Source organism: Burkholderia anthina (assembly GCF_902498995.1).
Taxonomy (GTDB): Bacteria; Pseudomonadota; Gammaproteobacteria; order Burkholderiales; family Burkholderiaceae; genus Burkholderia; species Burkholderia anthina.
The window spans coordinates 22790-47019 of sequence record NZ_CABVLY010000007.1 but is presented as its reverse complement, the minus strand read 5'-3'; the positions used below and the strand labels follow the sequence as shown (position 1 = coordinate 47019).

The 24230-nt window shown below is 68.9% G+C and carries 20 protein-coding genes and 2 pseudogenes; 16 read left to right on the top strand and 6 right to left on the bottom strand.

What is annotated here, in order from left to right; all coding sequences use genetic code 11:
- Window positions 1-54: 54 nt before the first annotated feature.
- The gene (locus BME24068_RS11340) at window positions 55-459 is read left to right on the top strand and encodes a lysozyme inhibitor LprI family protein (protein ID WP_096498696.1); all 405 of its coding nucleotides are present in this window, start codon (window positions 55-57) and stop codon (window positions 457-459) included.
- 78 nt (window positions 460-537) lie between these two features.
- Here the strand turns inward: BME24068_RS11340 and BME24068_RS11335 are convergent, their stop codons facing one another.
- The gene (locus BME24068_RS11335) at window positions 538-1185 is read right to left on the bottom strand and encodes a response regulator (protein WP_006755659.1); all 648 of its coding nucleotides are present in this window, start codon (window positions 1183-1185) and stop codon (window positions 538-540) included.
- Window positions 1182-3293, bottom strand: a complete 2112-nt coding sequence (locus BME24068_RS11330) for a PAS domain-containing sensor histidine kinase (RefSeq protein ID WP_174926219.1) — start codon at window positions 3291-3293, stop codon at window positions 1182-1184. Before BME24068_RS11330 ends, BME24068_RS11335 begins: the two co-directional genes overlap by 4 nt.
- A gap of 319 nt (window positions 3294-3612) precedes the next feature.
- On the opposite strand from BME24068_RS11330, the gene BME24068_RS11325 reads away from it, so the two are divergent.
- From BME24068_RS11325 to BME24068_RS11305, 5 genes are all read left to right on the top strand, one after another.
- Window positions 3613-4086: a universal stress protein gene (locus BME24068_RS11325; RefSeq protein WP_174926106.1), complete on the top strand. Its 474-nt coding sequence runs from the start codon at window positions 3613-3615 to the stop codon at window positions 4084-4086.
- Window positions 4087-4428: 342 nt separating this feature from the next.
- Entirely contained in the window at window positions 4429-4935 is a 507-nt protein-coding gene (locus BME24068_RS11320) for a cupin domain-containing protein (protein ID WP_174926105.1), read from the top strand.
- A 208-nt stretch (window positions 4936-5143) separates the two neighbouring features.
- On the top strand, window positions 5144-6172 hold the full coding sequence (locus BME24068_RS11315) for a DedA family protein/thiosulfate sulfurtransferase GlpE (protein WP_096498688.1): 1029 nt from the start codon (window positions 5144-5146) through the stop codon (window positions 6170-6172).
- Between the two features lie 430 nt (window positions 6173-6602).
- Complete coding sequence (locus tag BME24068_RS11310; protein ID WP_096498686.1) at window positions 6603-7985, top strand: amino acid permease; 1383 nt, start codon at window positions 6603-6605, stop codon at window positions 7983-7985.
- Between the two features lie 252 nt (window positions 7986-8237).
- A complete protein-coding gene (locus BME24068_RS11305; protein WP_174926104.1) occupies window positions 8238-9173 on the top strand; it encodes a universal stress protein in 936 nt (311 codons plus the stop codon).
- Between the two features lie 604 nt (window positions 9174-9777).
- On the opposite strand, the gene BME24068_RS11300 is transcribed toward BME24068_RS11305, so the two are convergent.
- The gene (locus BME24068_RS11300) at window positions 9778-10188 is read right to left on the bottom strand and encodes a hypothetical protein (RefSeq protein WP_239007845.1); all 411 of its coding nucleotides are present in this window, start codon (window positions 10186-10188) and stop codon (window positions 9778-9780) included.
- Between the two features lie 586 nt (window positions 10189-10774).
- On the opposite strand from BME24068_RS11300, the gene BME24068_RS11295 reads away from it, so the two are divergent.
- Window positions 10775-11029 (top strand): DUF3562 domain-containing protein, encoded by a 255-nt coding sequence (locus tag BME24068_RS11295; RefSeq protein WP_096498678.1) that lies wholly within the window; start codon window positions 10775-10777, stop codon window positions 11027-11029.
- A 195-nt stretch (window positions 11030-11224) separates the two neighbouring features.
- Complete coding sequence (locus BME24068_RS11290; protein ID WP_096498676.1) at window positions 11225-13024, top strand: methyl-accepting chemotaxis protein; 1800 nt, start codon at window positions 11225-11227, stop codon at window positions 13022-13024.
- A 76-nt stretch (window positions 13025-13100) separates the two neighbouring features.
- On the opposite strand, the gene BME24068_RS11285 is transcribed toward BME24068_RS11290, so the two are convergent.
- Window positions 13101-14138: a sigma-54 interaction domain-containing protein gene (locus tag BME24068_RS11285; RefSeq protein ID WP_096499307.1), complete on the bottom strand. Its 1038-nt coding sequence runs from the start codon at window positions 14136-14138 to the stop codon at window positions 13101-13103.
- A gap of 354 nt (window positions 14139-14492) precedes the next feature.
- Here BME24068_RS11285 and BME24068_RS11280 point away from each other — a divergent pair, with 354 nt between their 5' ends.
- From BME24068_RS11280 to BME24068_RS11270, 3 genes are all read left to right on the top strand, one after another.
- The gene (locus BME24068_RS11280) at window positions 14493-16478 is read left to right on the top strand and encodes a hybrid sensor histidine kinase/response regulator (protein WP_174926103.1); all 1986 of its coding nucleotides are present in this window, start codon (window positions 14493-14495) and stop codon (window positions 16476-16478) included.
- A gap of 37 nt (window positions 16479-16515) precedes the next feature.
- A complete protein-coding gene (locus tag BME24068_RS11275) occupies window positions 16516-16926 on the top strand; it encodes a BON domain-containing protein (RefSeq protein WP_174926102.1) in 411 nt (136 codons plus the stop codon).
- An 82-nt stretch (window positions 16927-17008) separates the two neighbouring features.
- Complete coding sequence (locus BME24068_RS11270; RefSeq protein WP_174926101.1) at window positions 17009-17554, top strand: hypothetical protein; 546 nt, start codon at window positions 17009-17011, stop codon at window positions 17552-17554.
- Window positions 17555-17632: 78 nt separating this feature from the next.
- On the opposite strand, the pseudogene BME24068_RS11265 reads toward BME24068_RS11270, so the two are convergent.
- Window positions 17633-17749 (bottom strand): annotated as a pseudogene (locus BME24068_RS11265) (CBS domain-containing protein); the annotation flags it as partial.
- A 17-nt stretch (window positions 17750-17766) separates the two neighbouring features.
- Window positions 17767-17985: a hypothetical protein gene (locus BME24068_RS11260; protein ID WP_096498666.1), complete on the bottom strand. Its 219-nt coding sequence runs from the start codon at window positions 17983-17985 to the stop codon at window positions 17767-17769.
- Between the two features lie 145 nt (window positions 17986-18130).
- Here BME24068_RS11260 and BME24068_RS11255 point away from each other — a divergent pair.
- The 5 genes and pseudogenes from BME24068_RS11255 to BME24068_RS11235 all read left to right on the top strand — a co-directional run bounded on the left by BME24068_RS11255 (window position 18131) and on the right by BME24068_RS11235 (window position 24212).
- Window positions 18131-18419, top strand: a pseudogene (locus tag BME24068_RS11255) (hypothetical protein).
- 308 nt (window positions 18420-18727) lie between these two features.
- Entirely contained in the window at window positions 18728-19039 is a 312-nt protein-coding gene (locus BME24068_RS11250; protein WP_096498664.1) for an ATP-binding protein, read from the top strand.
- A gap of 203 nt (window positions 19040-19242) precedes the next feature.
- The gene (locus BME24068_RS11245) at window positions 19243-20124 is read left to right on the top strand and encodes a MipA/OmpV family protein (RefSeq protein WP_096498662.1); all 882 of its coding nucleotides are present in this window, start codon (window positions 19243-19245) and stop codon (window positions 20122-20124) included.
- Window positions 20125-20220: 96 nt separating this feature from the next.
- Window positions 20221-21915 (top strand): VRR-NUC domain-containing protein, encoded by a 1695-nt coding sequence (locus BME24068_RS11240; protein ID WP_174926100.1) that lies wholly within the window; start codon window positions 20221-20223, stop codon window positions 21913-21915.
- Window positions 21912-24212 carry an ATP-dependent DNA helicase gene (locus BME24068_RS11235; protein ID WP_174926099.1) on the top strand — a complete coding sequence of 767 codons (2301 nt, stop codon included), beginning with the start codon at window positions 21912-21914 and terminating at the stop codon, window positions 24210-24212. The genes BME24068_RS11240 and BME24068_RS11235 overlap by 4 nt, the downstream gene beginning before the upstream one ends.
- Window positions 24213-24230: the final 18 nt, after the last annotated feature.

Genomic DNA, 24230 nt, shown 5'->3' with positions numbered 1-24230 from the left:
GCCAGGCATCGGGTTCCACGACATCAACGAACAACAAACAATCCAGGAGCATCCATGCGTGTGTTGACCGGTCTGCTGTGCTCGCTGGCGCTGACGGCGAACCTCGCCCATGCGCAGGCGAATTGCGCGGACGCGACGGATCAGGCGGCGATGACCGCGTGTGCCGATCGTGCATACAAGAAATCCGATGCGGAACTGAACCGCACGTACCAGGCCGTCACCGCGCGGTTGCGCGACGCCCGGCCGCTCGCCGAGAAGCTCGTGAACGCGCAGCGCGCGTGGATCGCCTATCGCGATGCCGAATGCAACTTTTCCAGCGCGAATGCCGAGGGCGGCAGCGTGTATCCGATGGTCGTGTCGACCTGCCTCGACGATCTGACGAAGACGCGCACCGAGACGCTGAAGGGCTATCTGGCGTGCGAGGAAGGCGATCTCGCGTGTCCGGTGCCTGCCAGGTAATGCAACCGCGCTTCGTGCGGCCGGCCGCGCGAGGCGCAGTCGGCGCAGCGGGCCGGCCTGGTCCGTTACACGTCGCCGTTATACGTCGTCCGTTTCATCGAGCAGCTTGTGCCGCATCGCGTAACGGACCAGCGCCGCTTCGTGCGGCATCTGCATCTTTTCCAGAATCCGCGTCTTGTAGGTGCTGACCGTCTTCGCGCTCACGCACAGCGCCTGCGCGATCTCGGTCAGCGTCTGGCCGGCGGCGATGCGCCGGAACACGTCGAACTCGCGATCGGACAGCCGCTGATGCGGCAGCGTTTCGGCCGGCTCGTTCAGGCTCTGCGCGAACTGTTCGGCCATCGCGAGGCTCACGTAGACGCCGCCCGACGCGACCTTCGTGACCGCGCCGACCAGCTCCGCGCTCGCGCTTTCCTTCGTCAGGTAGCCCGACGCACCCGCGCGGAACGCGCGCACCGCATATTGCTGCTCCGCGTGCATGGTCAGCACGAGCACCCGCAGCGCGGGCTTCTCGTCCTTGATCTGCTTGATCAGCTCGACGCCGTTGCGACCCGGCATCGACAGGTCGAGCACGAGCACCTGCGCGGGCGTCGAGCGGACGAGCGCGATCGTCGACGGGCCGTCGCACGCTTCGCCGGCCACCTCGAATCCGGTGGCGTTCTGGAGGATGTGCCGCAGACCGTCTCGCACGAGCGTATGGTCGTCGGCGATGAGCACCTTGATCATGTGAGGGTGGTTTCCTGTTGAACGGTGCTGAGCGGAAACGCGACGGTGATCGAGAAGCCGCGCGCGAGCGCGGTGTCGATCGTCACGGTGCCGCCCAGCATGTGTGCGCGCTCGCGAATGCCGATCAGGCCGAACGATTTGTCCTCGTGGGCGGGACCGCCCGGCGCCGCGCCGCGACCGTTGTCCGCGACGCGCAGCACGCAGAAGCCTTCCTCGACGTCGAGCCGCAGCGCGACGCGCGTCGCATCCGCGTGGCGCGCGACGTTCGTCAGCGCTTCCTGGACGATGCGGAACAGCGTGGTCGCCCCCGCGCTGGTGAATGTCAGGCCGCCGGTTTCGATGTGGCGTTCGACATCGATGCCGTAGCGGTTCGTGAAGTCGTTCGCGAGCCACTCGATCGCGGGCACGAGGCCGAGATCGTCGAGCATCACGGGTCGCAGGTCGGCCGCGATGCGCCGTACCGACGCGACCGTCGCGTCGATCAGCCGGCGCATGGCCAGCAGGTGCGACAGCATGCCGTCGTCGGGCTGCGCGCGACCGGGCGCGCGCAACTGCTGTTCGACGACGGACAGGTCCATCTTCAGCGCGGTGAGCTGCTGGCCGAGGTCGTCGTGCAGCTCGCGCGCGATGCGGGTCTTTTCCTCTTCGCGCACGTTCTGCAGGTTCGCCGACAGCTCGCGCAGCTCCTCGCGCGACTGTTTCAGCGCATTCTCGGCGCGCTGCCGCTCGGTGATGTCGCGCAGCATGACCGTGTAGAGCTTGCCCGACGCATCGCGGATCTGCGAGATCGACGCCTCGATCGGGAATTCCTCGCCGTTGCCGCGCAGCCCGAACAGCACGCGCTGGCGGCCCATCTGCCGCTCGGACACGCCCGTCACGCCGAACTGGTCGACGTGCTTCGCGTGTGCGGCGCGGAACCGCTCGGGGATGAAGCGCGACAGCGGCGCGCCGATCGCTTCCATCGCCGACACGCCGAACACTTGCTCGGCCATCGGATTGAAGATCACGACCGTCTGCTTCTCGTCGATCGTGATGATCGCTTCCATCGACGAACGGATGATGCCCATCATCCGCGCTTCGTTGAGGATGCCGCGGCTGCTGGCGCCGACGTCGGCGCTGCCGGCGCGGCCGCGCAGCAGCGCATGGACGAGCGCCGCGAACACGAACGACGCGATCAGTCCCGCCGCGAGCACCGTGCCGGCCGCGCGCTGCGCGCCGGTCGCGCTCGGACGGCCGTCGGCGGAATAGGCGAGCGTCAGCACGGTGCCGCCGAAATTCAGTTGTTCGGACCGCCGCATCAGGTCGGGCGACATCGACGCCTCGTCGGTCGTCGTCTCGGCGCTCGCGAACGGGTGCGGGTCGTCGCCGGCGCTCATCCGCAGATCGAGCCCGCGTTCCGCGTCGAGCGCGCGCTCGACCAGATGATTCGGACTCACTTCCGCGAACAGCACGCCGTCGGTGCCGGGCTCGTGCGGGCCGGATGGCGCGACGGCCGTGCGCGGCGAGGCCGTCGCGGGCAGGAACAGCGTGAGGGTGCGCGTGTCGCGGGACGTATCGTCGTCGGCCGGGTGGATGCCGAGCGCGACGTCGCCGGTGCGCAGCGTACGCGCGAGCGGCGCGGCGTCCGACGCGCCGAAGCGGACGACGACCGAGCTCGACGTCGGGGCGCTGAGCGTGGCGACGGCCAGCGAGCCGGCCGGCATCGGCGCCTTGCCGGCGAGGGCGCTGCGCGCGGCCGGCGACAACGCCGCATAGCCGATCTGCCGGACCGGCGAATATCCGCTGTCGAGATCGAGCGTGTCGGCGTACCGGCGCCATTGGTCGGGCGTCATCTGCGGCGCGAGACCGTACGCGCCGCGCGCGCTTTCGAGCACGGCGACGCCGGACTGCAGTTCGTGGCGCAGCATCGCGGTCACGTGCGCCGTGCGGCGTTCGAAACGCGTATGGACGGCGCCTTGCCACTGCTCGCGAACGAGCAGCGCAACGCCGAGCGACAGCGCGGCGCCGGCGAACAGCGTGACGACGCCGGCCGCGAGCGGCTGGCGTAACATGGTCTTGAGGCGCGTGGGCCCTCGGGCATCACGCGGCGGGGTTCCACTGGCGGTCATTCGATGGCCATTCTGGTGTCGGGGCCGCCTGTGGCACGCAGGCGGCGCGGCAAAACCGGGAAAAACTCGCACCGGCCACGTGCGGCGTCTATTTTCGAGATGAAATTGTGCGCGGTTTACACGCTTTTTGTAATAGGGGTCAGCTAAAAAGACGATGACCGGGCGTTGCAGCGCGCGTACCGGCCGCGCTTGACGCGTATCAACCGGCGCGTCGGCACGTGGGGCAGACTGTTCGGCAGGCGAGCCGGCATCGGGCCGGCTCGCGGTGACGGGCCGCCGTGGCGCGAAGCGCAACGCAGGCCCGGTCGGAGGGCGGACCATGTACAAGCGGATTTTCGTCGGGCTCGACGGTAGCCCGAGCGCGCGTCTCGCGCTGAACGAGGCGATCCGGATCGCGGCGGCATCCGGCGGCGAAGTCACGTGCGCGTACGTCGTCGAGCACCGGCCGCAGCTCGTCGACGTCGACGCGGGCTTTGCGGCCGAACGCGACGGCGATGCGGCGGCATCCGATGCGGCGACGCCGGTGCTCGACGAGGCGAGAGCGGCGCTCGCGCAGCAGCATGTACCCGGCACCGTGCGCGCACTCGATGCATACGGCGAGGACGTTGCCGCGGTATTGATGCGCACGGCCGCCGAGGCCGGCGCCGATCTGATCGTGATGGGGACGAGCGGTCGCCACGGCCTGCGCCGGCTGCTGCTCGGCAGCGTCGCGGAATCGCTGCTGCGCGCGGCCGATCGGCCCGTGCTGCTGGTGCGGTACGGCGAGGCGGCGGCAGCGGCAGCGACCGCATGACGGTCGACGGGCGGGACTGACGCAGGCGCGGTGACGGGCAGGGCTGTCGTGAGCAGGTCGCGGCTGCCCGCGCGAGCGCGTGTCGCGCGCGCTGGTCGTCGCAGCGCGGATGCGCAGGCCGGCCTATCCGTCGCGTGGCACGGCCGGTTGCGTCACGCCCCGTCCTTCTGGCAGCATCGACCCGGGTTCGCTTCCATCGTCGTGCGCTGCATTGCGCGCGCGATCCGGTTGCCGCGTGCATGGCCGCGGCGACCGGCGCAGCGGTATGCGACTCACGGCCCCGCATCGTCGATCGGCCCGTGAATCGCATACCGCTTCCATCCTTCGTCCACGTCATTCGCCATGCCGATTTCCGCCGCCGACCTGATTCACCAGTTCAACCTGCAGCCGCATCCGGAAGGCGGCTATTTCAGGGAAACCTACCGCGCGACCGATTCGGTCGTGCGCCCGGCCGACGGTGCGCCGCGCGCGGCGTCCACCGCGATCTACTACCTGCTGTGTGACGGCGCGTATTCGTCGTGGCACCGGATCCGTTCCGACGAGGTCTGGCATTTCTACGCGGGCGATCCGCTCGAAGTGTGGGTGCTCGACGAACGGGACGGGCTGACGATCCACCGGCTCGGCAATCCGCTCACGCATCCGGGCACCGTGTTCCAGGCCGTCGTGCCGGCCGGGCGCTGGTTCGGCGCGCGCTGCGCGTCGTCCGGGCACGTCGCGCTCGTCGGCTGCACGGTGGCGCCGGGCTTCGAATTTGCGGAATTCGAGCTCGCGGACGCGGCGGCGCTGAGCGCCGCCTTTCCCGAGTACGCCGAATACGTCGCGCGGCTCGCGCCGCGTTCCGACGCGTAAGTGCGCCCGCGACGATCGTACCGACCGCCGACCGCTCTGGCGGCTCCGGCGGCCGCGGTCGAACGCGGCCGTTCCGCGCGGTATTGGTCAAACCCGTTTAGAATGCCCGTGATGCAGGGTTGGCTGCGGGCGTGCCGCGGCGACCGCTGCCAGCCGTATCGGCGGCCGCCCCCGCCGCACGGTTCGCCAGTCTTCCAGGAGCGCCGCCGTGTGGCACTTTCCCATCGCGATTCCCTCGTCGCTCGGCCCATGGGCCGTGTTCGCGAGCGTGCTGATCACGCAGCTCGGCGTGCCGGTGCCGGCCGTGCCGATGCTGATTCTCGGCGGCACGATGGCGGCGATGGGGCAGGCGTCCTGGGCGAGCATGTTCGCGGCGGCGATCGGCGCGACGATGCTCGCCGATTCGCTGTGGTTCTTCATGGGCCGCACGCGCGGCCGTCGTCTGCTGAACGGGCTCGTGCGCTTCTCGCTGTCGCTGGACACGACGCTGCGCTTCGCGCGTAACGTATTCGAAAGATACGGTGCGCCGCTGCTCCTCCTGTCCAAATTCCTGCCGGGCCTCGGGCTCGTGTCGGCGCCGTTGCTCGGCACGACCGCGATCGGCGTCGGCGTATTCCTGTTCTGGGATCTGGCCGGTGCGTCGTTGTGGGCCGCGGTGTGGCTCGTCGGCGGCGCGGCCGTGCACGACCAGATCGTGCAGTTCGTGCTGTGGGTGCGCGCGAGCGGCGGCACGATCCTCGACGCCTTCCTCGCGATCTTCATCACGTTCCTGCTGTACCGCTGGGTGCGCCGCCTGCAATTCCGCCGTTATCTGGCGCAGGTGCGGATCTCGCCGCCGCAGCTGGTCGAGATGATGACGTCGAACGAACCGCCGCTGATCTTCGATGCGCGTCCGCGTGCGGTGCGCGAGCGCGAGCCGTTCAGGATCTCCGGCGCGGTGCCGGTCGATCTCGATTCGCCGGACCTGCTCGATCCCGAGATGCTGAAGCGGCCGATCGTCGTGTACTGCGTGTGCCCGAACGAGGCAACGGCCAAGCGCCTGATCGCGAAGATGCAGCGCAAGAAGATGATCCACAACATCAGGGCGCTGAAGGGCGGGCTCGATGCATGGGAGAAGCACGGCTATCCGGTCGAGCCGCTGCCGGCCGATCTCGATGCGTCGCGGTATTTCGTGCGGCCGGACCACGGCGCCGCGCTCGAAGGCGAATATACGGTGCGGGCGACGTTGTCCAAATAAAACGCGCGCCGATTCGCATTTCATCCCCCGATTTCACGCGCTCCGATCACTACGAAAATCGGCTGGCACGAAGCGTCTGATTATCCATATAATCCTGCCTGCATATTGCATGCGCTTGATTGCGCACAATCGACGCGAGTCCGTTCGCGCCGAACGCGATTGATCCCGTTGCCGCCCGCTACGCGCACAGCCGCGTCGCGCGGGCCGCACGGGCGTATTCCGTGAAAGGCCCGATCCGTTTTCCGGATTGTTCCGGAAAATGCCGATAATCTTCGGCGATTCCAATCGGAGTGACGCAGTATCCGCATCGTTTCCATCTGGAAAACAGCCGCGGGGATTTTTCGTTTTCGGTTTGCCGGTATCGGCATGAACGGTCGCGCATTGACATCGACAATGACGGCGGCCGGTTCGCGGCTGCCAGGAGACGGACTTGACACAACCGGAAGACCAACTGCACCGCGCTCTGGAAGAGCGGCACATCAACCTGATGGCGCTCGGCGCCACCATCGGCGTCGGCCTGTTCCTCGGCTCGGCCACCGCGATCCGCACGGCTGGCCCGGCCATCCTGCTGACCTACCTGCTGGGCGGCATCGTGATTTTCCTGATCATGCGCGCGCTCGGCGAAATGGCGATCACCAATCCGGTCGCCGGCGCATTCAGCCGCTATGCACGCGACTACCTCGGCCCGCTCGCGGGCTACCTGACGGGCTGGACCTACTGGTTCGTGTGGATCGTCACCTGCATGGCGGAAATCACCGCGGTCGGCGTCTACATGCACATGTGGGTCCCCGGCGTGCCGAACTGGATCTGGGCGCTCGCGGCGCTCACCGCGATGGGCGCGGTGAACTTCATCGCGGTCAAGCTGTACGGCGAATTCGAGTTCTGGTTCGCGCTGATCAAGATCGTCACGATCGTACTGATGATCATCGGCGGCGGCCTGATGATCGCGTTCGGCTTCGGTAACGGCGGCGTCGCGACCGGCATCTCGAACCTGTGGGCGCACGGCGGCTTCATGCCGCACGGCATCGACGGCGTGATCGGCGCGCTGCCGATCGTGATGTTCGCGTATCTCGGCGTCGAAATGCTCGGCCTCACGGCCGGCGAGGCACGCAACCCTGAGAAGTCGCTGACGAAGGCCGTCAACTCGGTGTTCTGGCGCGTGCTGATCTTCTACATCGGCGCACTATTCGTGATCATGTCGCTGTATCCGTGGGACCAGATCGGCACGCAGGGCAGCCCGTTCGTGATGACGTTCTCGCGGCTCGGGATCCCGGCCGCCGCGGGCATCATCAACTTCGTCGTGTTGACGGCGGCGCTGTCGTCGTGCAACAGCGGCCTGTTCAGCACCGCGCGGATGCTCTACAACCTCGCGCAGCAGGGCCAGGCGCCGGCCAGGCTTGGCCGCGTGAACCGCAACGGCGTGCCGGTGTACGGCGTGCTCGTGTCGGTCGCGCTGCTGCTGATCGGCGTGCTGCTGAACTATCTCGCACCGCAGCACGTGTTCGTGTGGCTGACGTCGGTGTCGACGTTCGGCGCGATCTGGACGTGGTGCGTGATCCTGGTCGCACAGATGCGCTTTCGCCGCACGCTGTCGGCCGACAGGATCGCGCGCCTGCCGATCCGCGTGCCGTTCTATCCGCTCGGCTCGTTCGTCGCGCTGGCGTTCCTCGCGCTGGTCGTCGTGCTGATGGCGTTCTCGCCGGATACGCGCGTCGCGCTCGTGATCGGCCCCGTGTGGATCGTGCTGCTGGGCATCGCGTACGCGGTGTTCTACGCGAACCGCCCGGCGACGCCGGTTTCGACGAAGTCGTAACCGAACCGGGCGACGGGCGCTGTGCCGCGCCCCCGAAATGTGCGCGCGGCGCAGCGCGGGCCGCACGTGCGTTGATCGCGATCATGCACGCGCGGCCCGGGCGTCATATGCTGTTTGAATTGCTTGTCCGCGCTTCGCGTGACCATCCGCCGATTCCAGCGACCGCGCCGGCCGTCCAGCCGCCGCGTGCCGCTTCCGCGCGAAGCTCCGGGCGTCGTTTCAAGACGATGCACCCGCAAGGAGGCTTTCGCCATGCAATCCACCCGGTCCATCCCGCCGCTCGCCCGGATCGCGCTGGCCGTCGATCCGACGCCGGAGTCGCTGTCCGCCGCGCGCTATGTGAGCACGCTGCTGCGTCCCGGCATGCGGGTGCGCATCGTCTGCGCAATCGACAATCCGCGTCTCGTGCTGCCCGACATCCCGCGCATCGACGCGCTGCTGACGTCGGCGCGCGAGGACATGGTGCGCGAAGCGCAGGCGGTGCTCGAGCGCACGGCTGCGATGTTCGCCGGCGCCGGCGTGGAACTCGAGCAGACGATCATCGATACGTCGGTCACGGGCGGCACGGTAGCCAATGCGCTCGCGAACGACACGTCGACGTGGCAAGCCGACGTGCTCGTGGTCGGCGCGAATCCGCATCACGGGCTGTTGCGGCTCGTCGAAGGCGCGATGTCCGACACGCTCGCCACGCGCGCGCACTGCGCGTTGCTGATCGTGCCGGCCGACTACGCACGGCCGTCGGACGGGCCGCTGCAGCGCTTGATGTTCGCGGTCGACGGCAGCGAGCCGTCGTTGCACGCGGTTCATGTGGGGCTCGGCTTCGCGGCGCCGACGACGCTGCTGTACGCGGCCTATGTCGTCGATCGCGCGGTTCGTCTGACCGATATCGTGCCGGTACGTGCGCTGGAGGATGCGTATCGCGCGGAGGGCGAGGATGCGCTCGCGCGCATCGGCCCGGTGTTCCATGCCACCGGGAACCCGACCAAGCGCGGCATCGTCGAAACCCGTCCGACCAGCGACGACGTCGCGCATGCGCTGATGCGCGACGCGGTGCACTGGCATGCGGAACTGCTGGTGGTCGGCACGCATGGCCGGCGCGGTATCGCCGCATGGCTGATCGGCAGCGTCGCGCGCCGCGTCGCCCATCTCGCGCAGGTGCCGGTGCTGCTCGTGCGCGGTGCCGCATGAATATCGCGGCAGAGCACAAGCGAAGCGAAGATTCGTTGACCTGCATCAGAAATGGCGTGAATGTCGCGTGAGACATTCACGCAATGTCGCACGTGGAAGAGGGTTCGTCCGTGTACGATGCGCGCGGACGGCGACATCGGTGGCGCGACGCGTTGACGCGTGCTGTCGAAGTCCGCGCTCGAACGCGCGGCCGGCGCGGTTTCGCGCCGATCATTTTCCGGAGTTGTGCCATGCATCGCATGGCGCGATCCGATCCAGAACTCTCTGGCACGAGGGTAGGCAGCAGGCTGCTGCCTTGGGCGACGGGCGGGGTGTCGATCACCCCGTCCGCTTCCCCGGCCCCGTCGCACAGCTTTCCTCGCAGGAACGTGCTTCGTCGATGTCGCCGTGCGGAACGGCGCGTAATGACACGTAACGACACGTCACGGCACGCGATCGCGCGGTTGCGGATCGGTGTGGATGGCGGCATGCGATGCGCTGTCGTGCGCACCCTGCGCTCGGCGCTCGCTGCCGGCGTGACGACGCAGTCGCGATGCGGCCTCGTACCGCGCGGGCTGCGTTCGTGCGTGCAGGCATCAGGTGCAAGCGTCAGGTTTCCAGGCCGTTACGTGATGCGAAGCGCGCGCAGGTCATGCCGATGGCGGGCGCCGCGGCATACGCGTGCGCGGCGATGCGCGCCATGCAATCGTCCTCGTGTGCCGGGCGTGCGATTGCGCAGCCGCGACCAGCCGGGGCGCGTCTTGCGGCGCGTGCCCGGAACGACCGGTGCATCGGCATCGGCGCGTGCGCACAGCGCGGCGGCGAACCGCTGCAGCGCGAGCACGGACCCCGCGACGCTCTGGTATTTTTCGCGGCCGATCTGCCCGTCGAGCATGACGAGCAAACCCGACTCGCGCGCGAGCGCGAGCAGCGCGTCCAGATCCGCGGGCGGGCGGATGCCGGCCTGCGGCGCGGGAACGGCGTGCACATGTGTGCGCCGCTGTCCGTCCCGGGCCCGGAAGTGACAAGGTGCCATGGTTGGTCTCCTGCGCCGGACCCCGCGTGCCGGCTCGACGGCCGGCTGAGCGATGACCCGGTATGAACGTTCAGTTCATGACGTCAGTATCGGCCCGGCGGCGGGCGTTGCCAATCGGCGGGGGCTGAAGTCGTTGTCAGGCATTGCGCGCGACCTATCGGAATCCGCTGACACGCGAAGCGGACGATCTGCGGCGCCGCCGCGGTTCGGCGCCGCCGCACACGGCACCCGGCGCCCCGATCCGGTGCATTTCGACTGACGAATCGTGACCGCGGCCGGCGCTTGACGCAGGTTTTCGACCGGACTAAGTTCCTCTCTGCATCGACGTCGCGCGGGGTTCCATCTCCCGCCCGATCGGCGATGCCGCGCCTCCGGGGGGCGCGGCAATGCTTCCAGTGGTTCGCGGGCGATCTGCCCGGCGGGCGCTGTGCGCGCACCGGTCCTTCGGCGGATCGGCGCGACGGTATGCAACGTACCGTTGATCGAGCGCAAACACGTTTCGGCGCATCGCACGCCGGACGGCAGTTCAGTCTCCAAACTTTCGATAGCGTCATCTTTTCGTTTCTCGACCGTCAGGAGCTCGTCGATGTCACAGGACAATTTGCTCGATTCACTCAAGGAAGTCGCCGAACAGCGCGCAATCGGCGCCGACCAGTTGCGTACGATGCTCGACGACGAAGTGCGTGCGCTGTCGTCCGGCGCGCGCGTGCATGACTACATCCATGTGTTCGCGATTCGCCACCTGCGCGAACGGATGCGCAGGCAGGACGAGCTCGAACGCGATACGCCGGCCGGTACGCCGCACCGCGAGCCGGATCAGGCGACGAGCCGCCGGCTGTGAAAGACGGGCGCCGCGGGCCCGCCCGCCCCCCCGCGGCGTCTGCGCAATCGTCCTGACAGCGGACTGACAGTCATCAGCGATTTTCGTCAGACGATTGCCAAATTGTCACGACAGCCTCAAGTAAGCGGCGCGAATGCCGTATACCCGGTGGAATTCGTCCACCGGGCGTTCGCGCTCCCTTACCGAGTCGTTGCCATGTTCTCGTCCATCCGGACCCGTATCCTCGCCGCGTGCGTTGCCATCGTCGTATTCGCACTCGTCGCCACCACACTGATCAATTACTTCATCGCGCGCGCGTACAACGACGACGCGATCGACCGCAACCTCACGTCCGTCGCCAGCGGCCACGTGGTCGGCATCGGCGACTGGGTCGCGACCCGGAGCCGGATGATCGCGTCGCTGCAGGACGCCGCGCTGTCGCCCGATCCGGTGCCGGTCTTCAAGCAGATGGCCGAGGCCGGCGGCTTCACCAACGTCTACGTCGGCTACGCGGACAAGGCGTTCCATTTCTCCGATCCGGCCGGCATCGGGTCCGACTACGATCCGACCAGCCGCCCGTGGTACAAGCAGGCCGCGCAGGCCGGCAAGCCGGTCGTCACGCCGCCGTACATCGACGCGGGCACCGGCAACCTGGTCGTCACGTTCGCGGTGCCGATCCTGCGCGACGGCGGGCTGAAGGGCGTCGTCGCGGCCGACGTCGCGATGGACAGCGTGATCGCGAACGTGAAGTCGATCCGCCCGACACCCGCGAGCTTCGGGATGTTGATCGACAGCAGCGGCCACATCGTCGCGCATCCCGACGCGAAGCTCACGCTGAAGCCGGTCACGGACGTGTCGCCCGATCTCGGCGCGATCAGCGCGGCGGCGCTCGCCGGCGCGAGCGCACCGGTCGACGTGCACGTCGGCGGCGACGCGAAGCTGGTGCGCGCGCAGGCCGTGCCGGGCACCGACTGGTATGCGCTGGTGCTGCTGGACAAATCCGAAGCGACGGCCGGGATGCGCTCGCTGCTGACCGCCTCGCTGATCACGCTGCTGGTGATCGTCGGCGTCGCGTCGCTGATCGTCGGCGCGATCACCACGACCGCGTTCCGCCGCCTGTCGCAGGTGCGTCAGGCGATGGCATCGATCGGCTCGGGCACGGGCGACCTCACGCAGCGCCTGCCGGCCGAAGGCCGCGACGAGGTGGCCGACATCGCGCGCTCGTTCAACAGTTTCGTGGACAAGCTGCACGACGTGATGCGCCAGATTCGCGATGCGAGCGAGTCGGTGCGTACGGCCGCGAACGAAATCGCGGCCGGCAACCAGGATTTGTCGTCGCGCACCGAATCGGCGGCGGCGAGCCTGGAGGAAACGGCCGCGTCGATGGAGGAAATCACCGCGACCGTCGGCCAGTCGGCGGCTGCCGCCGGCCAGGCGGACGAGCGCGCGGCGGCCGCGTCGCGGATCGCGTCGCACGGCGGCGTGGTCGTGTCGGACGTCGTCGCGACGATGGAGAAGATCGAGGAAGCGTCGGGCCGGATCGGCGACATCATCGGCGTGATCGACGGGATCGCGTTCCAGACCAACATTCTCGCGTTGAACGCGGCCGTCGAGGCCGCACGCGCGGGCGAGCAGGGGCGCGGGTTCGCGGTGGTCGCGCAGGAGGTGCGCAGCCTCGCGCAGCGCAGCGCGCAGGCCGCGCGCGAGGTGAAGGTGCTGGTCGAATCGACGGTCGCGAGCGTGTCGGCCGGGTCGGGGCAGGTGCGCCAGGCCGGCGACACGATGCGCGAGATCGTGTCGAACGTCACGAACGTGACGACGATCATCTCCGAGATCACGCACGCGGCGAACGAACAGACGCGCGGCATTCAGGAAGTGAATCGCGCGGTCACGCAGCTCGACGAAATGGTGCAGCAGAACGCGGCGCTCGTCGAGCAGTCGACCGCGGCCGCGACCGCGTTGCAGACGCAGGCGAACGCGCTCGCGTCGACGGTCGGGCAGTTCAAGGTCGCCTGATCTAAGTGGAGTGGGGCGACGCGGATCGGCAATCAGCCGATCCGTGCGCCCGCGCTGCGCGTGACGGCGCCGGCCGTCACGTGTTGCCGTCGTCGCGCATCAACGCGAGACGGTTGTAGAGGGTCTTCAGGCTGATGCCGAGCGCTTTCGCGGCTTGCGGCTTGTTGCCGTCGAAGTGATTCAACGTCGCCGCGATGAAGCGCTGCTGCACATGGTGCAGCGTCGCGCCGAGCGGCAGCGCCATGGCATCGTCCGACGTAGGGTCGGGCAGCATCGTCGGCTTCGGCAGCGTGACGTCGATTCCGTCGTCCGCGAGGATGTATGCGCGCTCGAGCGTGTTGTGCAGCTCGCGCACGTTGCCGGGCCACGAATACGCGCGCAGCGCCGCGATCGCCGCATCGGTCAGCCGCTTGTGCGAGCGGTGCCGCGCGTTGAGCGTGTCGACGAATTCGTGCGCGATCGTCTCGACGTCGCCGTCCCGCTGGCGCAGCGGCGGCACGTACAACGCGAACGCGGCGAGGCGGTAGAACAAGTCCTCGCGCAGCCGGCCGTCGCGCACGGCCTCGGCCGGATTGTGACGGGTCGCGGACAGGATGCGCACGTCGAGCGGAATCGGCTCGATGCCGCCCACCCGAACGATCGTGTTCGATTCGAGCGCCCGCAGCAGCTTCACCTGCAGCGCTGCGGGCATTTCCGCGATCTCGTCGAGCAGCAGCGTGCCGCCGCACGCGGCTTCGAAGAAGCCTTCGCGCTGCGCGACCGCACCGGTGAAGCTGCCTTTCTCGTGGCCGAACAATTGCGCTTCGGCGATATCGGCCGGAATCGCGCCGCAGTTCACGGGCACGAACGGCCCGTCGCGACGCGTGCTGAGGTCGTGCAGCCGGCGCGCGACGATATCCTTCCCGACCCCGCTTTCGCCGGCAATCATCACGCTCGCGCGGGTCGGCGCGATTTTCTCAATGCGGCCGAGCAACGTGCGCATCGCGGCGGAGTGGCCGGACAGCCGGCGTGCGTCGGCGCGCTGTTTCGAACGGTGGGCGGATTCAGCCATGAGGTCAGGCGGGCCGGTTTGAAAATCGGCACCGCGCGTTTCCTTCGTTGCAATATTTATCATCGACAGCGCAACGCAACGGAAGGTGCCGCGGTATAGAAATTTCCAATGCCCGGCCCGATGCAGCAAGAAATACGCGATCGCTGCGGCCGACTCGCCCGGCCGGTGCGTTTTTACAGCACGCCAATGAAAAATCGAAAGCCGGGTGCGATCGCCCGCGCGCCCATGCGATGTCCGACCGTGCCGCACGCCGGCCTGGCGCGGTGCCGGGGGCGGTGCAGCACGGTAACGAACGTTCTCGCGGCGGGTACGCCCGTTGCTGGGTTGCGTGGGCTCGCCCGGCACGCTCGACGGCACGCCGGACCGCCGAGTCGGCATGCCGTCGCATGACGGTCGCCGATGCGATGCAAGGAAACGATGAGGACCTTTACCCGTGAGTTGTTGCGGCAGGGCGCATGGGTCGTGCTGGCCGTCGGGGCGGCGTCCGCGCTGCAGGCGTGGGCGATTCGCGTCGTGGGCGCGCATGAGCCGTTTGCACCGCTGCCTTTCTATGCCGGTGTCGCAGCCGCCGCATGGCTGACGTCGTTCGCCGGCGGGCTGGCCGCGACGGCTGTCAGCGTGGCGGTGATCGGCGCACTGTGGTGGCCGGATGCATCGATGGCCGCGCTGCTCGCGCAGGCCGGCGCGTTCATCGCGATCAGTTTCGTCGAGTGCGTGCTGGTGATGGCCGTGAAGCCGCTGCTCGCGAGCGACCGGTTGCGCGGCGCGGTCGATGCCGACGAGGACGCCGCGCGGATGCCGCGACACGAACCGGCTCCCGCGGCGCGCTCGCCCGACGACACCCTGCTGCGTCGCGTGGTCGATGCGTCGCCCGATGCGATCGTCGGCGTCGATGCCGCCCGGCGGATCACGAGCTGGAATCCGGCCGCCCGGCGCATCTTCGGCATGGATGCCGCGACGGTGATCGGACACGACGTGACGACGCTGATCGCGCCGCGCTGGCTGCGCCGGCACCCCGTCCCCGTATCGTTCGCGAACGCGCGTGCGCCCTCCGGCCCGCTCGACGTTCTCTGTTTGCGTCGCGACGGCGGCCGCTTCCGCGCAACCGTCGCGGCATCGCCGATCGTCGATGCACAGGGCACCTGCACCGGTTTGTCGATGACGCTGCGCGAGGCGCGCGAGCGTCGCCGGGAAGAGCGGCGCGACGTGCGTTCGTTGCGTGGCGCGCGCGACGCACGCGTGCAGGCCGACGAGTCGAACCGGATGAAGGACGAGTTGCTCGCCATCGTGTCGCACGAGTTGCGCACGCCGCTGAACGTGATCTACGGCTGGGTCGAGGTGCTGCGCAGCACCGACGGTCAGGGGTTCGCGCACCAGGCGATCGACGCGATCGACCGTAGTGCGCGATCGCTGTCGCACATGGTCGGCGACCTGCTCGACGCCTCGTCGCTCGCGACCGGCCGCATGCGCCTCGAACGCATGCCGATCGATCTCGTACGCATCGTGCGCGAAGCGGCGCGCGAACTCGGCGCGAGCGCCGAGGCGAACGGGCTCCAGTTGTCGACCGACTGCGCGATGCCCAACTGCGTGATCTCCGCCGACGGCGAGCGCCTGCGCCAGGTGCTGTCCAACCTGCTGTCGAACGCGATCAAGTTCACGCCGCCGGGCGGACGCATCACGATCTCGTTGACGCGCGCCGGCACGCGCGTCCGGCTGTCGGTTACCGATACGGGGCAGGGTATTTCCGCCGAGCGCCTGCCCCATCTGTTCGATACGTTCAACCGGCCCGAAGGCGCGTCGGCGTCGCCGAAGCGCGGTCTCGGGCTCGGGCTGTCGATCGTGCGCAATATCGCACGGCTGCATGGCGGCGAAGTCGCGGCGACGAGCGACGGCGCCGGGCACGGCACGACGGTCACGGTCATGCTGCCGGTCGACGCGGGCGGCGACGATTCGTTCGGCCACCCGCTGCGGCCGAGCGGCGCAGCGACGGCGGTCGCGCTGGACGGCCAGCGCGTGCTGGTCGTCGACGACGACGCGACGTCGCGCGCGAGTCTCGCCGCGGCGCTCGAAACGCTCGGCGCGCAGGTGTCGACCGCGCAATCGGGACACGACGCGCTCGACGTCGTCGCGCGGCAGCGCCCGAGCGTCGTGCTGTCCGATCTCGCGATGCCGGACGGCGACGGCTTCTGGCTGCTCGACCATATCCGGCATCAGCCGGACGGCGGCGCACGCTTGCCGGTCGTCGCGGTGACCGCGCACGCGGGCAGCACGGACCGCAACCGCGTGATGGCCGCCGGCTTCGATGCGTATCTGTGCAAGCCGGTCGACATGCCGACGCTGGCGAGCGTGATCGTCGACGTATCGCCGGGCGGCCGGAAGGCCGGAAGCGGACCGCGTCGCTGATGCGCGGGCCGCATCCGCCCACCCACCAGGAGGCGCGATGAACGGATCGGAAAACACGCCGCGCGAGGGCGTCCGCCGGGCGCCGGCACGCATCCGGCGCCTACCGCCGGCCGTGCGGATCGCGAGCATACTGACGCTGTCGTGTGCATGGATCGCGATGCCGCGCTACGCGTCGGCGGACGAAAGCGTTCGGGCGACGCTCGCGAGCCAGGCGTCGGCCGTCGGCAGCCGGCTTCGCGATGCGACGCTCGCGTCCCGTATCCGGGCCGCGCTCGTCGCCGAGCGGGGGCTGGCGTCCGACGACATCGACGTGCAGGTTCACGGCCGCGTGGCCGAGCTGACGGGCAGTGTGCCCGACGCGCCGCAACATGCGGCCGCGGTCCGGGTCGTGCACGACGTCGACGGTGTACGCGGCGTGCGCGACAGGCTGCAGATTCGCCGGAAGTAACGTGATGCGCGGGCAAGCGTCGGGGCCGATCGGGCGTCGCGCGCCTCGCGGCCCTGCGCGGCACCAGGCAGGAGGGTTCGACATGGACACCATCATCGCGGGCCGTTTCTCGACGCTCGAGCGGGCGGAGCGCTGCGCGGAACAACTGCGCGGCCACGCCATGCATCGGGACGACGTGAAGGTCTTCTTTCTCAATCCGCCGGGGCAGCACGCGCTGTTCTGGCTCGGCGGCGACGTTTATGCGGATTCGGCGGCGCGCCCAGGCGGCATCGGCGCGCTGGAGGGCGTGGCCATCGGCGTGATCGTCGGGCTGGCGGGTGCCGCGCTGCTGTATCTCGGCGGGCTTCATTCGCCGCTCGCGTGGATCGGCGTGCCGCTGGTCGGCGGCTACGTCGGCGCGTTGTGCGGTGCGCTCGGCAAGATGAACGGCGATGCGCCGGAAGGCCATGGGGCGCTGAAACAGTGCGAGAACGGCGTCGTGCTGGCCGCGCACGTCACGCGGCGCACGGCGACGTTCGCGGAGCGCACGCTGCTGGCGTGCGGCGCGTTGTCGATCGAGCGGGTCGAAGGCGCATGGCAACAAGGCGCGTGGACCGATTTCTTCGCGTCCGCGCATCGCCCCGCATGACGCGTGCGCCTGCAGCGTTCGGCCGGTCCCGCGGTCGAACGGCTGCGGTCGCGACGGTGCGCGACGCGCTGTCCGGTGTCATCGCCGTCCGCAGGTCAGCCGGCCGCCCGCGCGTGTTGCGATGTCGCCGAGCGATACGATGCCGACGAGCTGCTTGTTGCCATCGAACACCGGCATCCGGTGCAACTGCACGTCGACCCCGGATGCAGTCGTCAGCCGTGATCGCGGGGCGGTGGCGGAGTGTCGGGCGTGCGACGTTCGCGTTCGCCGGACGGTTTGGCGGGATCGATGCGGGTCGCGCCGCCGACGGCGGGCGGGTCGCTGGCCGGAAACGTCTCTTCGAGCCCTTCGTCGATGCGTTCCTCCGTCTTGTCTTCGGCCGGCGGGCGCGACGTGGCGAGCCGGAATGCTCCGGCGGCGTGAACGGTCATGATCGAACCTCCTTGACGGGTAACGACGGACGCAAGCGCCGTGCCGCGTAGCGGCGGCGGTGGTACGGCCCTTGCGGATATCGAGCCGCCGGCACCGGCGGACGCGAGGCCCGCCTGCCGCCGGCGTGGACGAGAGGAAATCGTGATGAATGAACCCAGGGAAAGGATACGTTACGACGCGAACGTGTGCTGCAGCGATTTCAGTCATGTGCGCGAGCGTTTCGATGCGTGGAAGCGCGAATCGCCGGCCTGTCGCCCCGAGCGGCGCCTGTTCGTCGGCAAGGACGCGGCGCGCGAACCGAACCATGCTGTCTATGGGGGGCAGCAAGTGCGCAGCGGGTGCGATGCGCGCCGTCCGATCCGTTCGCGCTTGCGTGCAACTTGCCGCGGAAGGGCGCACGATGTGGCTCGTGATGGCGGCTTGCGACGGGTAAGCGGCCGCATGACGTCGCAGGATTGGCACCGGGCAGGCACGCCGCTTGCGCGCGCTCGCCGCGCCAATCGACACGCGCGAGCCGCCCCGCAGGAGTGACATGAGCACGCCATCCATGCTGCACCGTCCCGAACCGATCCCCGACGTCGAGCCCGATCCGGCGTGGCCCGGGCGCGACGATCCGGTGGATCCGCCCGTGCCGGCGGGGCCGCCGCAGGGCGACCCGCCGTCGCAGCCGCCGCCGATGCGGATGCCGGACGGATGCAGCGAACCGCGGCCGGCCGCGCGACCACTGAAAGGAGGACCATCATGGACATTCACGTGCAATCGCCGGACAAGCGCGCGATCGCTCAGGTGCTGGGCCGCTATTTCGAGTCGCGCTCGTTGCGCTATCACATCGAGGAATTGCCGGGCGGCGTGCTCCATATCGGCTTTCGCGCGAGCGGCCGCCCGGTCGCCGTCACGGTGTCGTTCGACGATTCCGCGTACGACACCTACACGCACTGGGATGCGAGCCAGAAGCAGCTCGCGCTCGGACGGCTCGCGGACGGCTTCTCGCGCATGATGTCGACACGCAGTCCCGCCGCGCTCGCGGGCGATTACCACGTCGAGCGTTTCTGATTCCATAACGACCCGCCGGCGCGAGCCGGAATCCGGCAAAGTGCCCGCATGCAACGGGCGCTTTGCGGCTTCGCGCGTGTCGCGTAGGATGTCCGTTAATTCAGCGCACACTACGTTCGCGCCGTCGGCAGTCTGTCGTGGCAGCCGATCAAGCGCGACGCGCTTTCCCTCAGGTTCGTTTTGCGCAACCGACGGAGACCGCCTTGACGACCACTGCCCGCCCGCTGTTGTCACCGGCCGCACGCCGGTTCGTATCCGGCCTGTCGGCCTTCGCCGCGCTCGCGGCGTCCGACGCGCGCGATGCGTCGGCGCAGACGCCTTCGCCGCTCGGCGAATGGCAATACTCGGCGGGCGTCCCGCTGCAGAAGCTGTTCAATCCGGCCGTTCCCGCGTGGCAGATCAGCGTCGGCGCAGCGATGACGCTGCAGCCGCGCTATGCGGGCTCCGATCGCTATCGCGTGATGGGCGGCCCGAATTTCGACGTGCGCTATCGCGACCTGTTCTTCCTGTCGACGGGCGAGGGGCTCGGCGCGAACGTGCTGCGCGGGCCGAACTGGCGCGTGAGCATGTCGGTCGGCTATGACCTCGGGCGCCGTTCGGCCGACGATCTCGACCACCTGAACGGCCTCGACAACATCAACGCGGCGCCGGTGATGAAGCTCGCGGCCGACTACGTGATCTCGAAGGATTTCCCGCTCGTGCTGCGCGCCGATGTCCGTCGCAGCATCGGCGGCTCGAACGGCTGGATCGGCGATTTCTCCGCCTACCTGCCGATGCCGGGCAGCAACGAGCATTTCTTCTGGTTTGCGGGGCCGACCGTGTCGTTCGCCGACTCGCGCTACATGAACAGCTGGTTCGGCGTGAGTCCGGGCGCGTCGGCGCGTTCCGGGCTGCCGGCCTATTCGGCGAGCGCCGGGATGAAGTCGTACGGCGCGGGCGTGACGATGGTCTGGTTCGTCAACAAGCACTGGTTCGTGACGATGGACGGCGCGATCGAACAGCTGGTGGGCCGCGCACGGCGCAGCCCGATCACGCAGCAGTCGACGAACGGCGTGTTCGACATGTCGGTGAATTACCAGTTTTGAGCGGAGCCGAGCCGGGCGGGCCACCGACGGCGTGCGGCATTTTTCGTCACATTTGATATGATTGCGACCTGTACAAACGTACAGTGATCGATTCCCGTGACGCCTGCATCGCCGACGCCCCCGGCGTTTTACTACCTGACCAATTTCGAACGCGCGCTGGCCTGGCTCGGCGAGCGTTACGACGACCTGCTCGACGAGCGCGAGCACGCGTTTCTGCGCCACTTTCCGCAGTTGCCGCAGGCATCGCGCGCGTTGCTCGTGCGAATGCTGATGCGCAACGGGTCGGATTTCCGCGCCAGCAAGCTCGTCTACGACGAAATCGGCTGCCCGCACGACGCGGCCGCGCCGCTCGTCGCGCTCGGCTGGGTCGATCCGGCGCCCGCGCTGTCGCTCGACGAACTGTTCGCGTTGTTGACCAAGGCCGATCTGCTGAAGGTGTTTCCGGCGCTCGCCGCGCACGTGGGCGAACGCAAGCCCGAATGGCTGGAGCGGCTGCGGCCCGCGCACGACGTCGCGCAGCCGCTCCATGCATGGTGCGAACAGGCCGACGATCGCGTGCTGCGCGTGACCGTCGGCGCGCTGTGCGACCGGCTGCGGCTGATGTTCTTCGGCAATCTGCATCAGGACTGGAGCGAATTCGTGCTCGCCGATCTCGGCGTGTTCCAGTACGAGAGCGTGCCGTTCGCGCCGTCGTCGCGCGCGTTCCAGCAGCGCGACGACGTCGATACGTATCTCGCGTTGCAGACTTGCCGCGAAGCGCTCGACGCGTGGCCCGACGATCTGCCGTTCGACGATCTGCTGCGTGCGATCGACGCGGTGAGTTGCGTGCAGCCGTGGCTTGCGACGCGCCGCGCGAAGCTGTTGTTCACGCTCGGGCAACGCTGCGAACGCCGCGCCGACTGGCCCGCCGCGCTCGACGCGTATGCGCGCGGCGCGTGGCCGGGCAGCCGCCATCGGCGCATTCGCGTGCTCGAACGCTGCGGACGCGACGACGACGCGCTCGCGCTGGCGCTCGACGCGCGCAACGGCTTCGAAAGCGACGAGGAGCGCCAGCGCGTCGAACGGATGCTGCCGCGTCTGCAGCGGCGCGTCGGGCAGCGGGGCGAACGCGCGCATGCCGCGCCGGACGTGCCGCGCGAGACGCTGGTGCTGGCGCGCCCCGATGCGTTCGTCAGCGTCGAATTCGCCGTGCGCGATCATCTGGCGCGGCCCGAAGCGCCGGTTCATTACGTCGAGAACACGCTGATCAATTCGCTGTTCGGGCTGCTGTGCTGGGAGCCCGTGTTCGCGGCCGTGCCCGGCGCGTTCTTCCACCCGTTCCAGCGCGGGCCGGCCGATCTGCATGCACCCGATTTCGCGATGCGCCGCACCGATGCGTTCGCCGCGTGCTTTGCGCAGCTCGACTCGGGCGCGTATCGCGACACGATCCTTCGTCACTACGCGACCAAGGCGGGGCTGCAATCGCCGTTCGTGTTCTGGGGCGTGCTGACCGACGAACTGCTCGACGAGGCGCTGGCATGCCTGCCGCCCGAGCATCTGCGGCTGTGGTTCACGCGCCTGCTCGCGGATATCCGCGGCAACCGCTCGGGGCTGCCCGATCTCGTCCGCTTCTGGCCCGGCGAGCGGCGCTATGAACTGATCGAGGTGAAGGGCCCCGGCGACCGGCTGCAGGACAACCAGACACGCTGGCTCGCGTACTGCATCGCGCACGGCATGCCGGTGCGCGTCGTCGATGTCGAATGGGCGGGCGTCGGTGTCGAGCCGGCCGAAGCGGCGGGGTTGTCCGCATGAGCTATGTCGTCGCGGTGCGGGCGATGTGCGAGTTCACCGCGCGGCGCGGCGATCTCGACCTGCGCTTCACGCCCGCGCCGACCGCGCTCGAAGGGATCGCGGGCCACGGCGCCGTTACGTCGAACCGCGGCGCGCGCTATGAAACCGAGATCGCGCTGACCGGCACGTGGGGCACGCTCACCGTGCGCGGACGCGCGGACGGCTACGATCCGGTCGCGAACCGGATCGAGGAAATCAAGACCTATCGCGGCAGCCTCGATGCGATGCCGGCCAATCATCGTGCGCTGCACTGGGCGCAGGCGAAGGTCTATGCACACCTGATGTGCGACGCGCGCGGCCTTCCGGAAATCGACGTTGCGCTCGTGTATTTCGACATCGTGTCCGAGCGCGAGACCGTGCTGACCGACACGCTGGGCGCGAGCGAGCTCGCCGCGTTCTTCGCCGAGCAGTGCGCATGTTTCGTCGGCTGGGCCGAGCGCGAGACCGCGCATCGCGCGGCCCGCGATGCGGCACTGCGCGCGCTGACGTTTCCGCACGGGCAATTCCGCAGCGGGCAGCGCGAGCTGGCCGTGTCGGTCTATCGCGCGGCGCGCGACGAACGCTGCCTGATGGCGCAGGCGCCGACCGGTATCGGCAAGACGGTCGGCACGGTCTTTCCGTTGCTGAAGGCGTGCGGCGAAGGCGAGCTCGATCACGTGTTCTTCCTGACCGCGAAGACGCCCGGGCGTGCGCTCGCACTCGAAGCGGCGACGACGCTCGGCGCCGGCACGCCGGCGCTGCCGCTGCGCGTGCTGGAACTCGTCGCGCGCGACAAGGCGTGCGAGCATCCTGACCTCGCGTGTCACGGCGAATCGTGTCCGCTCGCGCAGGGCTTCTACGACCGGCTGCCCGCCGCGCGCGACGCGGCGATCGGCGCCGGGCTGCTCGATCGCGCGACCGTGCGCGAGGCGGCGCTCGCGCACGACGTCTGCCCGTACTACCTCGCTCAGGAGCTGGCGCGCTGGTCGGACATGGTGATCGGCGACTACAACTACTACTACGACGGCAGCGCGATGCTGCATACGCTTGCGCAGCAGAACCAGTGGCGCATCGGCGTGCTCGTCGACGAGGCGCACAACCTGCTCGACCGCGCGCGCAAGATGTACAGCGCGTCGCTCGACCCGTTCGCGTTCGCCGCCGCGCGCGAGGCCGCGCCGGCGGCGCTGCGCAAGCCGTTCGACCGGCTCGCGCGTGCATGGGGCACCCTCAATCGTGCGCAAGCCGAGCGTTATGCGGCGTATCCCGAGATTCCAGGCCCGATCGTATCGGCGGTGCAGAACCTCGTCTCGGCGATCGGCGAACACCTGACCGATGCGCCGCGCGCGAACGGCGACGCGCTGCTGCGCTTTCATTTCGAGGCGATCCAGTTCGGCGTGCTCGCCGACGCGTTCGACAGCGCGTCGATCTTCGATGCGACGCTGCACGGCGAGCCGCTGCCGCGCCAGCCGGGGCTCGACGGCGTTGTGCCGGCCGCGCGCCGGCGCCGCATCCAGTCGACGCTGTGCGTACGCAACGTGATCCCGGCCGGTTTTCTCGCGTCGCGCTACGAAGCCGCGCGTGCGACCGTGCTGTTTTCCGGCACGCTGAGCCCGTTCCATTTCTATCGCGACACGCTCGGGCTGCCGGCCGATACCGGCTGGCTCGACGTCGACGGGCCGTTTCGCGCCGAGCAGTTGACCGTGCGCGTCGCGAGCCATGTGTCGACGCGCTGGCGCGACCGCGACCGTTCGCTCGAACCGATCGCGGATCTGATCGCCGCGCAGTACGCGACGCGACCCGGCAATTACCTCGGTTTCCTCAGCAGCTTCGACTATCTCGGGCGCGTCGTTGCACTGATGCAGGCTCGCCATCCCGACGTGCCCGTGTGGGCCCAGGCGCCCGGCATGGCCGAAAGCGAGCGCGACGCGTTTCTCGCCCGCTTCGATGCGGGCGGCCGCGGCGTCGGCTTCGCGGTGCTGGGCGGCGCGTTCTCGGAAGGCGTGGACCTGGTCGGCGAGCGGCTGATCGGCGCGTTCATCGCGACGCTCGGGCTGCCGCAGGTCAACGACGTCAACGAGCAGATGCGGCGCGCGATGGATGTGCGTTTCGGCAACGGATACGACTACATGTACCTGTATCCGGGTTTGCAGAAGGTCGTGCAGGCGGCCGGACGCGTGATCCGCACCGAACACGACGAGGGCGTCGTGCACCTGATCGACGATCGTTACCGGCGGCGCGAGGTGCGCGATCTGCTGCCGAGGTGGTGGCGGATCGGGTGAGGTCGTGGTGCGGGTGCC

Coding starts and splice junctions, on each gene's coding strand:
- BME24068_RS11335 (WP_006755659.1), bottom strand. CDS start 1,185: ATGATCAAGGTGCTCATCGCCGACGACCATACGCTCGTGCGAGACGGT.
- BME24068_RS11270 (WP_174926101.1), top strand. CDS start 17,009: ATGGACACCATCATCGCGGGCCGTTTCTCGACGCTCGAGCGGGCGGAG.
- BME24068_RS11235 (WP_174926099.1), top strand. CDS start 21,912: ATGAGCTATGTCGTCGCGGTGCGGGCGATGTGCGAGTTCACCGCGCGG.
- BME24068_RS11280 (WP_174926103.1), top strand. CDS start 14,493: ATGAGGACCTTTACCCGTGAGTTGTTGCGGCAGGGCGCATGGGTCGTG.
- BME24068_RS11305 (WP_174926104.1), top strand. CDS start 8,238: ATGCAATCCACCCGGTCCATCCCGCCGCTCGCCCGGATCGCGCTGGCC.
- BME24068_RS11290 (WP_096498676.1), top strand. CDS start 11,225: ATGTTCTCGTCCATCCGGACCCGTATCCTCGCCGCGTGCGTTGCCATC.
- BME24068_RS11340 (WP_096498696.1), top strand. CDS start 55: ATGCGTGTGTTGACCGGTCTGCTGTGCTCGCTGGCGCTGACGGCGAAC.
- BME24068_RS11275 (WP_174926102.1), top strand. CDS start 16,516: ATGAACGGATCGGAAAACACGCCGCGCGAGGGCGTCCGCCGGGCGCCG.
- BME24068_RS11300 (WP_239007845.1), bottom strand. CDS start 10,188: ATGGCACCTTGTCACTTCCGGGCCCGGGACGGACAGCGGCGCACACAT.
- BME24068_RS11260 (WP_096498666.1), bottom strand. CDS start 17,985: ATGACCGTTCACGCCGCCGGAGCATTCCGGCTCGCCACGTCGCGCCCG.
- BME24068_RS11330 (WP_174926219.1), bottom strand. CDS start 3,293: ATGACCGCCAGTGGAACCCCGCCGCGTGATGCCCGAGGGCCCACGCGC.
- BME24068_RS11250 (WP_096498664.1), top strand. CDS start 18,728: ATGGACATTCACGTGCAATCGCCGGACAAGCGCGCGATCGCTCAGGTG.
- BME24068_RS11320 (WP_174926105.1), top strand. CDS start 4,429: ATGCCGATTTCCGCCGCCGACCTGATTCACCAGTTCAACCTGCAGCCG.
- BME24068_RS11325 (WP_174926106.1), top strand. CDS start 3,613: ATGTACAAGCGGATTTTCGTCGGGCTCGACGGTAGCCCGAGCGCGCGT.
- BME24068_RS11285 (WP_096499307.1), bottom strand. CDS start 14,138: ATGATAAATATTGCAACGAAGGAAACGCGCGGTGCCGATTTTCAAACC.
- BME24068_RS11295 (WP_096498678.1), top strand. CDS start 10,775: ATGTCACAGGACAATTTGCTCGATTCACTCAAGGAAGTCGCCGAACAG.